Consider the following 13,159-nt stretch of genomic DNA (forward strand, 5'->3'; position numbering starts at 1 on the left):
TTTTGTTTTAATGATAATAATTTATGCTCTTCTTTCTTTTAAATCACTTTCTATTTGTACTTCCATTTTCTTGTCAATTTCATAAAAAAACAACAATCCGCCACCAATCAAAAAAGGTATTGCAGGAAAGATACTTACTAGTAATTTGATTCCGTTAATGGCAATATCACTTTGTGAAGCGGCATTTGGTACATAATCAAAGTGTCCCAAAAGAGAAGTTGTCAATGCGCCTCCAATACTCAGTCCTGCTTTTAGCCCCACCATCATTGCAGAAAATATAATAGCGGTAGCACGGCGGTTGTTTTTCCACTCCGAATAATCCGCCACATCAGCAATCATTGCCCAAAGAAGCGGAATTGTAATACCGTAGAAAAAACCGTGAAAAATTTGAGAAAAAAACATCAGTCCAACAGCTGTTGGCGAAAAGAAATAAAAAGCAATTATAAATAAGGTCGAAATAAAAAGAAATAATCCAAAGACGTTTCTTTTACCGTATTTGTCAGCGAATCTTTTGGATAATGTAATTCCAACTATCATAAAAATAATTCCGCCGGCATTAAACAATCCGAATCCCGCAGAAACAGGATCGTCTCCAAAAGTATTTAAACCTATATTGGAAAGAAAATCTAAAATGGGCTGAATAAAAACAGCCAATTCTTCTTTATTTACGTAGTTTTCAAAGTAATACACATACGAACCGCCTTTCATTGCCAGCGTTACAAAAACCAGTAAAGTAAGTGTCAGCATGATAATCCAGGGTTTGTTTTTTATCAGATCACTTAAATCTTCCTTTACGCTTGATTTTTGTTCCGGTTTTGGTACAATACGTTCTTTAGTAGTCAGAAAAGTAATAAGAAGCATAATGGTTCCGATAATTGCCAGTGCTGTCATTACTTTTTCGATACCTATTGCCTTGTCGCCATTTCCGGCACTTTTGATAATTCCGAGCATAAAAACCTGCACAAAAAACTGTGCAAACATTACAGCAACAAACCGATATGCCGACATACTGTTTCGCTCGCCCATATCGCCTGTTATAACGCCACTTAAAGCAGAATAAGGCAAATTATTGGCTGCATACAACAATAGCAATAGCGAATAAGTTATCACGGCATAAATTACTTTTCCCTGATATGAAAATGCAGGTGTTGTAAAAGCCAAAAGCGCAATAACTCCCAAAGGAACAGAGGTCCACAAAATCCAGGGACGAAATTTACCCCATTTTGTATTCGTTCTGTCTGCCAGTGCGCCAATAATTGGATTGAATATAAAAGCAGCAATTAAACCCACAACCAACATAATTATGGAGGAATGTGTTGGAGATAAACCATAAATATCAGTATAAAAATACGCCAGATAGGTCATTAATGTCTGAAAAACTAAGTTAGCAGCCAGATCTCCAAGACTATATCCTATTTTTTCCTTAATGGATAATTTTTGAGAAGATAAATTCATTATTGTATTGGTGGTTAGTTAGGTTACTTAATGTTTAGTAAATTATATTGTTTTAAATTTTTAGCTTTAAATATTGTCAGTTCTTATTTTTGGTGTTAAAAAACTAAGAATAATAACAAAACAATCGGTTGTGTAAAATTATAAAAAAAACTATAGCAACCAAATTTAGTTTGCCTTATTACTCTTTAATTTTAAAAATTTAATATTGTGAATGATAAGCTATTAAGCTTTATTGATTATTTCTTCAAATTAATCAAAACTTCATAAGCTTTTTTCGGCTGAAGCTGGGTATCAAATAATAAAGGATAATTGGTTCTTCCTTTTATTGGCCAGTCATTCAACCATGATTGACCGTCATAAGTTCCCCAAAATGTCACTCTGCTTATTTTGTCTTTATGCTTTAAAAACAATTTAAAAATATCCGAATAACGCTGAGCCAGTTTCTCCTGAACAGCATCAGGAAGACCATCCGAATACGGATTCATTTTGGCACTTCCCTCGAATTTCTGACTGATTTCAGCACCTTTCAAATCCCACGGATTTGGCAAAACAGTAATATCCAGTTCTGTAAAAGCTACTTTAAGACCTAATTCCGAATAAGCTAAAATCGATTTTTCAATTTCTTCTAATGAAGGTCCTTCCAGACTCCAATGTCCCTGAATTCCTACTCCGTCTACTTTTCCCCCCTGCTCACGAATATATTTTACCAATTTTAAAGCACCTTCACGTTTTTTAGGCTCTTCAATATTGTAATCGTTGTAATATAATTCAGCTTTCGGATCTGCTTTTTCTGCCAGTTTAAAAGCATCCGCAAGATAGCTTTCGCCAAGAGTATTCAAAAAAACGGATTTTCTTAAAGTTCCGTCCTCATTCAAAGCCTCATTTACTACATCCCAGGAATCAATCTTTCCTTTGTATTTGGAAACAATCGTGCTGATATGATCTTTCATAAACGCTTTCATTTCCGTACTGTCCTTAATTTCGTTCATCCAGGGCGCTAACTGGCTGTGCCATATCAAAGTATGCCCATGAATAAACATTTTACTTTTTTCGCCAAACGCCACAAATTTATCAGCCAAAGCAAAATCATATTTATCCTTTTGAGGATGCATATACATAGATTTCATGATGTTTTCTGCTGTGATGGCATTGAATTCTTTTCGAATAATCGCATCGGCTTTTGCATCTTTTTCTTCGATTTGATCTGCATTCAAAGCTGTTCCTATAAAAAAATCTTTTTTATAAGAAGAAGCCAAAGAAGCAACTCCCTTTTTTGAAGTACAATTTACAAACAGCACCGCCGTGACTGCCAGTAAATAAGGACTGATTAGTTTCATTATTTTGTGATATTTTAGGTTAATAAGTAAGTCATAAAGTCGAAAGTCAAAAGTCGAAAGTCAAAAGTCGAAAGTCAAAAACCGAAAGCCCAAAGCCCAAAGCTCAAAGCTCAAAACCCAAAGCCCAAAACAGAATCAATTAATTCCCCGGAGCAAACGGAAATTTTAATGATTTAAAATATTCTAATGTTTCATTTGGTTTTTCTACTCCTTTTGGCAATTCTTTACCTGAAAATTGCTGAAAATACAGTAAGCAGGCATCACGCCACCATTTTGATTCTTTATACTGAATATTCAATAACATCTCAACTTCCTTAAACCGCTCAGCATCAACGTAAGGCTTTGTTCTATTCCAGATGTTTTGCATTTCTTTTACCTGATCAACGCCTTCCTGATATTTTAGCGCCATTCCATTCCAGAGTGTCTGCCCGTTTTTTAATTTATAATCCCATGAAACATGATGAAACCATAATAAATCTTTTTCAGGGCAAGTTGCTGGATTATCAAAAATTTTCTCAACTTCTGAAGCGTATTGAGCCGTGGCATTAGTACCTGTTTTAGACCTGTCGAAACCAATTCCGTTTTTATCAGCTTTATGGTAATAAACCGGATTCCATTCGGGTCTTGATAAATTTGAAACCCATGGTCCCGGACCGTAATGATGACCTGTATCCATAATATGATGCAGACCAAGAGGCGTCATGTAATTTACGACAGCTTCGCGCGACTGCATCATCATTTCCTTAATCGGTTTGATAAAGTTTTCATTATTTGAAAAAGTGCATCGCAACCATTCATCTGCAATAGTTTCTGAATCTAAATAAGGATCCCAGGCCAATCTTCCGAAACCATACCAGTTTGCCTGAGCAAAAGGATGTCCTGTCCAGTTTAAATCATTGCCAATATTGGAAACTCCAGCAATTCCGGTAAGTTTATGCTGATCCAAAGTACCATCAACTACTTTTGCAACTAATGAACCTTTGCCTTTTTGATACGTATCTGACTCTAAAACTTCCTGATACAATTTAGGCAGGTAAACCAAATGGGTGCTAAAACCCAAATATTCCTGTGTGATTTGAAATTCCATCATTAAAGGCGTTTTGGGCATTGCTCCAAATAAAGGATGAAAAGGTTCTCTTGGCTGAAAATCAATCGCTCCGTTTTTTACCTGAACGATTACGTTATCTTTAAATTTTCCGTCATACGGCTGAAATTCGGCATAAGCCTGTTTGGCACGGTCATTCACATCATGTTCAGAATATACAAAAGCTCTCCACATAATCACACCTCCAAAAGGCGCTACCGCATCTGCCAGCATATTAGCACCGTCAACATGATCCCTACCGTAATTTTGGGGACCAGGCTGCCCTTCAGAATTGGCTTTTACCAAAAATCCTCCAAAATCCGGAATTCGTTTATAAATTTCGGCTGCTTTATTTTTCCACCAATTAGCCACATCTACATCTTTTGGATCGGCTGTTTTCAATCCTCCAATTTCAATTGGTGCTGAAAAACGTGCTGTTAGATAGACTTTTATTCCGTATGGTCTGAAAACATTTGCCAAGGCTTCAACCTTCTCTAAATATTGAGGTGTTAAGATCAGGGCATTTGCGTTTACATTAGTCAAAACTGTTCCGTTGATACCCACAGAAGCATTTGCACGTGCGTAGTCAATGTAGCGCTGGTCAATAAAATCAGGCAATTTCTGCCAGTTCCATAAAGAGAAACCTGCGTAACCACGCTCAACTGTTCTGTCCAGATTATCCCAGTGATTTAGAATTCGTATATTAGTTTTTGGAGCCTCAATAATATTTAAGTTCTGAATTGACTTATTAGTCTGAAGCAGTCTCAAAAAATTATAGACGCCATATAAAACTCCAATATCATTTTTTGCAGTAATAAGTATGTGTTTTTTATTCTTTAATGAAATGGATTTGATTATAAATCCTTCTTCGTTTATTTTATCAAAATCAGAGCCAACAGCTTTTTGAATTTCGGATGTTAATGAAGATTTAGAACCTACAATTATTTTATTCTCTCCTTTGATTTCTGGAAAAACCTCCGGCTTGTTTTCTAACATATTAAAAAGCCCTGTTTCTAATTCTTTTAGTGAAATCTTTGAAGTTTCAGAATTTCCTAAAGAAACAATTCCCTGTAACTGATTTTTATATTCTGAAGCCAACGCAGCGTTAGTTGTTTTATCATATTGCAGCCATAATTTATAATCCTTTTGCGCTATTGCAGAAAAGGAAATTATAAATGCAAGGAAAATTAATCGTAATGAAATCATCTTTTACTAATTTATTCTTTTTTAAACATGCAATAAATATGAAAACGTATATTTTACACAATAGTAATATATTTAATAAAATTTTAGACTAAAAAATACATTTTCACAAATAAAACAACAAACACAATCGGTTGCGTAAAAATATAGCATTGTAACTAAAGAAAAAAATTAAAATAGATTTTTTTAGAAAATTATTTTTCAGGATTAATAAAATTAAGATCTTGTAAACAATTATACTTTACAGTAATCATCTGTAATTATGATATTTAAAGCTTCTTACAGATTGGTACGGCATGATTTTAAAAAAAACATAAAAAGTTCTCACCTCCATCAGCAAAAAAATAACAATGACGAAAATCTACTCAGAATTTGGTTCACAAATCGGAATTTCAGAAAATATCCTTCGCAATTGTGCCCTGAAAATTTTGCCTTAAATACCTTGATTTACTTATAATTATATAAGCTGAAGTTTTAATTCTATAAATAAAAATGTACTAAGGACTTTAAATTTGATAATGTAAAATTATTGAGTTTAAAGTTTTTAGTTTTTTCAATAGTCTTAGACTGAAGAAAAATCAAAATCATACTATTTAAAATAATAAATTAAAAATTTAAGTAATTAAGATTAGTTTATTTATTATCAATGAATTAAAAATAACTCATGGATATTTATGCACTTTTACAAATTGTCGTAGCTACCATTGCAGCAACATCAGCCATGACGTTGTTCAGTTATGTCATATCTGCAAGCTTTAGGGAATTGTATAAAGAGCCTGTGTTGCTAACTTTTTTACTCACTCAGCTAAAAATTGATCTATCGCTTAAATCAAAGGCCACTTTAGCATGGCTGCTGCATTATTTTATCGGATTTATATTTGTCGTTATTTACCATTTTTTATGGGTTAATAACATTTTACAGTTATCGTTATGGAGTGCTTTTTTATTAGGAAGCTTAAGCGGAATTATAGGAATTGCAGGCTGGATGATACTGTTCAGATTGACGGATTATAAGCCTGACATAGACTATAAAGGTTATTATATTCAGCTGTTTTTCGCCCATATTATTTTTGCTCTGGTGGCGGCTTTGTTTTATTATCTTATTTCAACCATCTTCTTAATCGCACAATCAAATGTCACTATCTAAATACAATCAGAAAAGAGATTTCAGGCAAACTAAGGAACCGAAGGGTAAAGTTGAAAAATCGGCAAGTGAACTGATTTTTGTAGTACAAAAACATGCCGCTACTCACCTGCATTATGATTTTCGACTGGAAATGGATGGCGTTTTAAAAAGCTGGGCTGTTCCGAAAGGCCCCTCAATGAATCCTGATGATAAACGTCTTGCTATGATGGTCGAGGATCATCCGTACAGTTATAAAGATTTCGAAGGTACGATTCCCGAAGGAAATTACGGTGCCGGAAATGTGATTGTATGGGATAACGGAACATATACTTCTGATGAGGAAACTGCAACTCCTGAAAAAACGCTTTTAGCCGATCTGAAAAAAGGCCGTTTAAGTTTTATTCTAAAGGGAAAAAAACTCAAAGGAGAATTTTCTCTGATAAAATTAAAAGGCAAACAGGAAAATGCATGGCTGTTAATCAAAAAGAGCGATAAATATGCCACTGATACCGATATTTTAGGGAAAAACAAATCGGTATTATCTAAACGTTCCCTGGAAGAACTGGAAGAAAAGTCTAAGAAAGCAATTCGTGCTGCCAAAGAAAAAACACCTTCAAAAAAAAAGAACAGTCCCGTTGAAAAAGCCGTTTTTGTAAAACCAATGCTCGCTAACACCAAAGAAAAACCTTTTGATGATCCGGACTGGGTTTTTGAAAATAAATACGACGGATATCGGGCGATTGCAGTTATTAATCCTCCCCAGGCAGAATTATACAGCCGAAATGAAATTTCATTCAATGTAAATTTTCAACCCGTTGCAGATGAATTAAAAAAAATAGATCATACGGCAATATTAGACGGAGAGATTGTAGTCGAGGATGAATCTGGAAAAGCAAACTTTCAGCTGCTTCAAAATTATCTTAAAACAGGCTCAGGAACTTTAAAATATTATGTTTTTGATCTTTTAAATTTAGACGGAAATTCAGTTACAGCATTGTCTTTGCTTGAAAGGAAAGAACTTTTGAAAATTCTTTTTAATAAATATGATTTTGAAAATGTATTTTACTCCGAACACACTGTCGAAAAAGGATTAGAATTATTTGATCTCGCTGCAAAAAACAAACAAGAAGGCATCATTGCTAAAAAATCTGACAGCAATTATACTACCAATAAACGCAGCAATGACTGGCTAAAAATAAAAACCTCCAATCAGGAAGAGGCGATCATTATCGGGATTACAGAGCCTAAAAAATCCCGAAAATATTTCGGTGCCATACTACTTGGACAATATTATGGTAAAAGATTGCAGTTTATTGGTAAATGCGGTACCGGTTTTAATGACAAAACCTTAAAAGAATTATACACTAAACTCCAGCCTTATTTTACCGCAAGTTCTCCTCTTAACGAAAAACCAGCATTACGAGACACTATTCAATGGGTTAAGCCTAAATTAGTCTGTCAGGTTAAATTTTCTGAATGGACACAGGACAAACATCTTAGACATCCCGTATATCTTGGTCTTAGAATAGATAAAAAAGCCAGTGAAGTATTTACACCTTCAAATATTAAAAACACGGATTTACCAAAAGAAGACGCAATGGAAACCAAAGCAAAAAATAAAGCCGAAAATGACTATGATTTGAAAATCGGTAAAACGATACTTCATTTAACCAATCAGAATAAAATATATTTTCCGAAAGACGGCATCACTAAAGGTGATATTGTTCAATATTACAATGAAGTATCCGATTTAATTTTGCCTTATCTTAAAAATCGCCCTGAATCGATGAACCGATATCCAAACGGAATTGATAGCCCAAGCTTTTATCAAAAAGATGTAGATATAGAAAAAACACCTTCATGGCTGAAAACAAAAAAAATATTTTCTGAGTCAAACAATGAAAATATTAACTATTTGATTTGCAATAATAAAGAAACGCTTATTTACATGGCTAATTTAGGTTGTATCGAAATAAATCCGTGGAATTCCACTATTCAAAATATAGAAAATCCGGACTGGCTGGTAATTGATATTGATCCTGACAAACAAAATTTTACTGTTGTAGTAGAAACGGCCTTAGTCGTAAAGGAAGTAATGGATGAATTAGAAACAGAGTGCTATTGCAAAACTTCCGGAGCTTCAGGATTGCATGTTTATATTCCGCTTGGTGCCCAGTATGACTATGATTCCATAAAGATTTTGGCTGAACTGATTGCAAAAGAAGTACATTCAAGATTACCGGAAACGACTTCACTGGAACGCAGTATCAAAAAGCGAAATCACAAAATTTACATTGATTATCTCCAGAACAGAATTGGCCAGACATTGGCTGCACCCTATTCTGTGAGACCGAAACCTGGAGCAACTGTTTCAACACCTTTAGAATGGAATGAAGTAAACAGTAAACTACATCCTTCGCAATTTACTATTAAAAATGTACTGAAACGATTTGAGAAAAAAGGCGATTTGTGGACTCCAGTATTATCTAAAGGTGCCAACATAAAAAAAATCCTCAAAAAAATTGAGGATCAGAAAGATTAAGAGGATTTTTTCTTTTTAGTTTCCAGACTTGCTTTGAGCATATCAATTAAGCTATCATTTTGTTTATGAACCACTTTAAGTTTTGCAGGTTTCCTGGTTGTTTTTCCTTTAGCTTTCTTTTTAATTATTTCTAAAAGCTTGGCGGTATATTCATCTTTAAAATTACTAATATCAAACTTTTCGGTAAGCTGATCGATTAATTTATTTGCCATCTCAACTTCTTTGGTTTTGGCTTTAGAAACCGGCGGAAGCTTTAATTCAGCTGTATCACGTATTTCCTGTTCAAAGCGAATTCGGTTTAAAACGATAACATTTTTATAAGGTTTCAAAATGGCCAGGCTTTCTTTGTTACGCAAAACAAAACTCGTTATACCCACTTTTCCTGTAGCCGCAAGTGCATCACGCAGTAAGGCGTATGCATTCATTGCTCCTTTATCTGGTTCGAGGTAATAAGGCTGTTCGTAATAAATACTGGCAATTTCCTTTTCTTCTACAAAACTTTCGATGGCAATAGTTTTTGTTTTTATGGCATCCGCAGCTTCAAAATCTTCATCTTCCAAAATGACGTATTTATCGTCAATTTTATATCCTTTTACGATATTCGAAAAAGCGATTTCCTTTCCAGTATTTTCATTTACACGCTTAAATTTGATATTGGCATGATCTTTTTTGTCCAGCATATCCATATCAAGACTGCTCTCTTCTATTGCCGAAAACAATTTTACCGGAATATTTATTAATCCGAAACTGATTGAACCTGTCCAAATCGATCTCATAAGTATTTTTTTTAATGTCAGAATTAAATATTTCCTTCTACCCAGTTCAGCGCTTTATTGAATTCGGCTTTTTTGAAACCACGAAATTCCCCCGGAACAATATAACTAAAACCATTTGTAAAAGAAATAATCTCCTCTGTATCAGTAACAATTGCTGCTCTGTTCCATTTACCTAAATGTTTCAGTCCGATTAAAGCGTCCTGCAGCCATGCCCCTGTTGTAAAGTTTCCGATATCTGTATCCAGTACCAATAAAAAATTAATTTCATTGATTCTTTTTACCAATTGATCAATAGCAGGAACTACTGTTGTCTGAAAATCCTCTTTTGTTACTTCTGCAAGCGCTCTGAAAGCCACTACATTATCCGGTGTGTCAATTATGTGTATCATCGTTCTGTTTTGATTTTAATTTACTCTCAAATTTAAAAATACAACCGGCAGATTTCTTTATATGATATTCTTTAAAAATTATAAAATATCTATCTTGTAGATGGTTACGTTTTTGTTTAAATATTTAATTAAATTAATTCAGCTAAATTCTTAGTTAAATTTTGAATAATTCGTCTGTAAACATTACTGAACTTGCCATAAAAAAAATTAATTTTGAGAACCCAATTCATATTTAAAATTATGTTCCAAAAAAGAAATTTTCTCCATCTGTTCGCAGTATTAATTATCCTATTTTTTGCTTCGAATGTGAGTTCGCAAACGACGTCTCCTAAAAAAGAAAACCGATCAAAATTATTTGAAGAAACGACTACAGACAGTGATTACCTGATCGCTATTGAAAAGGCAGGCGAAGTAATGGAATCTGCGTACAATGACGCCGATTTTGACAGTGCTTCTCACCATTTGTTTGGTGAAATCAAAAGGACACAAAGTAAACTTGACCTCATTTTGACAAGTTTAAAAGGTGCTAATCCAAACGTTCGTAACCAGCAAATGTATCATACTGTTTTAATGGAATTACAGTTGCAGCTGGATGAACAGAATACTGCTATTAATTTGCGCAACGAGAATCTGGAAAAAATTAAAGCCCGGTTTATTGAACTCCGAAAAGACAAAACTTTGATAGGGCTTTTAAAAGACACTATCCGACGTAAACAATTCAAAAAAGAGTTTGCCGACCTTAAAAAGAGATATCTTGCCACAGATAGTTTAATGACTAAGAATCAGGGGATTTTAAACGCAAAGAAAAGATTAACAGTACAACGAAAAATTGCTGTTTCTAATGCTTTGATTACTGTCGAAAATAATCTGGAAAAGTCAGGAATCAGTATGCTGCATAAAGAATATCCTTTTTTGTGGAGCGTAAATGAATCTATTCCTAAAAAAGCAATAAAACACAATATAGGAGCCAAAATAGTAATAGAAGAAAGTGTTGCTGAATATTATTTGAGTTATCGAATTGGCGGACTGATTACGTTATTGTTTTTTATGGGGCTTTTAGGCTGGTATATTTCACGCAATTTAAAATATCTGAAAACCAACGGATACACTGATACTCTTTCGCATTTTAAGTTTAAATATTTAAACAGAGGTGTCATAGTTCCTGTTGGCGTAATCGGACTTAGCATTGCCGTTGTCAGCAATTTGTATGCCCCTGCTCTGTTTTTAGAATTGCTTCAGCTATTACTGCTTGGATTCCTGACTGTACTTTTCAAAAATCAGTGGTCAAAGGTTTCCATGAAAAACTGGATTTTTCTTTTAGGATTGTTTTTCATACTTTGTTTTCTGGATCTGTTTATAGAAATTGGATTTCTACAGCGATGTGCCTTTATTATCATCAATATTTTAGGAATCCGCTATGGTCTGGTTCAGATTAAAAGCCTCAAAGATCAATTATATATTAAAGGTTTCTTTAAATGGGCGAGCATTATTTTTATTGGATTAAATGGTTTATCCATACTTTATAATCTTTTTGGAAGAGTATCGCTTTCGAACATGCTGAGCTTAACCGCTTTTATTTCACTTACGCAGATTGTAGCATTGAGTGTCCTTTTGAAAATCATTTTAGAAATTATTATTCTTCAAATATATACGACCCGAATCAAACGCGGTTTCGAAAAAATATTTGACCATGAAAGCTTGTCAGATACACTAAAAAAGCCATTTATTATTGTAATTAGCTACATGTGGCTGGTAGTTATTGCTTCCAATTTAAATATCTGGGAGTCGCTGCGTTCTTCATTTGGAAGATTATTAAACCATCCAAATACAATTGGAAGCATTACTTTTACTTTAGGAAATATTGTACTCTTTTTCATCATTATCTGGATCGCCCATTTGCTTCAAAAATATGTGGCTTACTTTTTTGGGGAAATTGATGATGAGAATGAAGAAAACATCAATAAAAGACAGCATTCCAAATTACTAATCACTAGACTCCTGGTGTTAATTGGCGGTTATCTTTTGGCAGTTGCAGCATCCGGAATGCCTTTGGACAAACTGAGTATTCTGTTAGGGGCGTTAGGAGTTGGAGTTGGACTCGGACTTCAAAATGTGGTGAATAATTTTGTGTCGGGCGTCATTTTAATTTTTGACAAACCCATTCAGGTGGGCGATGTTATTGAAATAAGTGATGAATCAGGAAGAGTAAAATCGATGGGATTGCGAACTACAAAAATCAACGCCCCAAACGGTGCCGAAATTATAATTCCGAATGGAAATTTATTGTCACAAAACATCACAAACTGGACTTACACTGACAATTTTAAACTGGTTGAAATTTCAGTAGAAATTAGCGGTAACACCACTCCCGAAGACATCAACTCTACCATAATGGAGGCTCTGGAAAATGTATCTTTAATTAACATGGAGAAAATGCCGCAAATCTATTACAGTGCTATTTCTGAAGAAAAATATAAAATTCTCGTAAAATTCTGGTGCAGTATTTATCGTACTGAAGAAACTGTCAGCAGTGCGCGTCAGGTTTTGTTTCGTAATTTTAAATCAAAAGGATTGACTTTTTCAGCTTAATTAGTTTTAATATATAAAAAACAAAAACGCCTCAATTACTGAGGCGTTTCTTTATTAAACAAATTTTAATTAATGTTTACCATTACCATGTGAGTGGTTTTGATCATTTTTAGAGTTCCCTTTTCCCTTACCATTTCCATTATCATGTCCGTTCGACTTTTGTTTTCCTTCAGACTTGTAATTTTTATCTGGTTTTGGACCTCTGTTTTTTTGAGGTTTCCCTACATATCCTTTCGGATAAGCCGCTCTGTGTTTAGAATGGTAACTATAAGGTTTGCTTCCTCTGTAATCATTTAAAACCACTTTATAGCCTGAATAAAAATCATAATTTCTGTATCTGGACGGTACTCTTCTTTCACGAATCCATACTCCATTATTAAAATAGATATATTGGCTTTCTGTTACATCATAATAGATATCAATATCCGGTAAATAGTAATACCTGCTGTTGTCATAACCTACTGGTCCCCAATTTGGAGGTGTACCAATATTTACATTAACGGAAACCTGTGAATGCGCCATTACGCTCATAAAAAGTGCTAAGGCAAATACTAACTTTTTCATATTTTTTGTTTTTAAAAATTAATTTCATTAAAGATTAATCTAAAGTAGTGCCAATATGTAACTTTTTCATCTTAACTATACCAAACAGCAAAAA

Annotated in this window: 9 protein-coding genes; 3 read left to right on the forward strand and 6 right to left on the reverse strand. The window is 34.0% G+C overall.

Translation table 11 applies throughout. The annotated features are described in order from the left end of the window. Positions 1-21 precede the first annotated feature (21 nt). The 3 genes from AAEO57_RS00870 to AAEO57_RS00880 form a co-directional block, all read right to left on the reverse strand. On the reverse strand, positions 22-1,455 hold the full coding sequence (locus AAEO57_RS00870; RefSeq protein WP_341688531.1) for an MFS transporter: 1,434 nt from the start codon (positions 1,453-1,455) through the stop codon (positions 22-24). A gap of 236 nt (positions 1,456-1,691) precedes the next feature. Then, positions 1,692-2,792 carry an endo-1,4-beta-xylanase gene (locus tag AAEO57_RS00875; protein ID WP_341688533.1) on the reverse strand — a complete coding sequence of 367 codons (1,101 nt, stop codon included), beginning with the start codon at positions 2,790-2,792 and terminating at the stop codon, positions 1,692-1,694. A gap of 139 nt (positions 2,793-2,931) precedes the next feature. Beyond that, positions 2,932-5,082, reverse strand: coding sequence for an alpha-glucuronidase family glycosyl hydrolase (locus tag AAEO57_RS00880; protein ID WP_341688535.1), 2,151 nt, complete (start codon positions 5,080-5,082; stop codon positions 2,932-2,934). Positions 5,083-5,743: 661 nt separating this feature from the next. Here AAEO57_RS00880 and AAEO57_RS00885 point away from each other — a divergent pair. Next, complete coding sequence (locus tag AAEO57_RS00885; RefSeq protein ID WP_341688537.1) at positions 5,744-6,226, forward strand: hypothetical protein; 483 nt, start codon at positions 5,744-5,746, stop codon at positions 6,224-6,226. After that, entirely contained in the window at positions 6,213-8,747 is a 2,535-nt protein-coding gene (ligD, locus tag AAEO57_RS00890) for a DNA ligase D (RefSeq protein WP_341688539.1), read from the forward strand. The genes AAEO57_RS00885 and ligD overlap by 14 nt, the downstream gene beginning before the upstream one ends. Here ligD and ku read toward each other — a convergent pair. Next, on the reverse strand, positions 8,744-9,523 hold the full coding sequence (gene ku, locus AAEO57_RS00895; protein WP_341688541.1) for a non-homologous end joining protein Ku: 780 nt from the start codon (positions 9,521-9,523) through the stop codon (positions 8,744-8,746). The genes ligD and ku overlap by 4 nt on opposite strands. Before the next feature lie 23 nt (positions 9,524-9,546). Beyond that, complete coding sequence (locus tag AAEO57_RS00900) at positions 9,547-9,912, reverse strand: SpoIIAA family protein (RefSeq protein ID WP_341688544.1); 366 nt, start codon at positions 9,910-9,912, stop codon at positions 9,547-9,549. Between the two features lie 240 nt (positions 9,913-10,152). Here AAEO57_RS00900 and AAEO57_RS00905 point away from each other — a divergent pair, with 240 nt between their 5' ends. Next, positions 10,153-12,501 carry a mechanosensitive ion channel family protein gene (locus AAEO57_RS00905; RefSeq protein ID WP_341688546.1) on the forward strand — a complete coding sequence of 783 codons (2,349 nt, stop codon included), beginning with the start codon at positions 10,153-10,155 and terminating at the stop codon, positions 12,499-12,501. Positions 12,502-12,570: 69 nt separating this feature from the next. Here AAEO57_RS00905 and AAEO57_RS00910 read toward each other — a convergent pair whose 3' ends face one another. Further along, positions 12,571-13,065: a hypothetical protein gene (locus tag AAEO57_RS00910; RefSeq protein WP_341688549.1), complete on the reverse strand. Its 495-nt coding sequence runs from the start codon at positions 13,063-13,065 to the stop codon at positions 12,571-12,573. Positions 13,066-13,159 lie beyond the last annotated feature (94 nt).

The organism is Flavobacterium calami (assembly GCF_038290035.1).
In the GTDB taxonomy this organism is placed as follows: Bacteria; Bacteroidota; Bacteroidia; order Flavobacteriales; family Flavobacteriaceae; genus Flavobacterium; species Flavobacterium calami.

Bases quoted from the DNA above. Each gene is read 5' to 3' on its own strand.
- AAEO57_RS00870 (WP_341688531.1), bottom strand. From the start codon at position 1,455: ATGAATTTATCTTCTCAAAAATTATCCATTAAGGAAAAAATAGGATAT.
- AAEO57_RS00875 (WP_341688533.1), bottom strand. From the start codon at position 2,792: ATGAAACTAATCAGTCCTTATTTACTGGCAGTCACGGCGGTGCTGTTT.
- AAEO57_RS00880 (WP_341688535.1), bottom strand. From the start codon at position 5,082: ATGATTTCATTACGATTAATTTTCCTTGCATTTATAATTTCCTTTTCT.
- AAEO57_RS00885 (WP_341688537.1), top strand. From the start codon at position 5,744: ATGGATATTTATGCACTTTTACAAATTGTCGTAGCTACCATTGCAGCA.
- ligD (WP_341688539.1), top strand. From the start codon at position 6,213: ATGTCACTATCTAAATACAATCAGAAAAGAGATTTCAGGCAAACTAAG.
- ku (WP_341688541.1), bottom strand. From the start codon at position 9,523: ATGAGATCGATTTGGACAGGTTCAATCAGTTTCGGATTAATAAATATT.
- AAEO57_RS00900 (WP_341688544.1), bottom strand. From the start codon at position 9,912: ATGATACACATAATTGACACACCGGATAATGTAGTGGCTTTCAGAGCG.
- AAEO57_RS00905 (WP_341688546.1), top strand. From the start codon at position 10,153: ATGTTCCAAAAAAGAAATTTTCTCCATCTGTTCGCAGTATTAATTATC.
- AAEO57_RS00910 (WP_341688549.1), bottom strand. From the start codon at position 13,065: ATGAAAAAGTTAGTATTTGCCTTAGCACTTTTTATGAGCGTAATGGCG.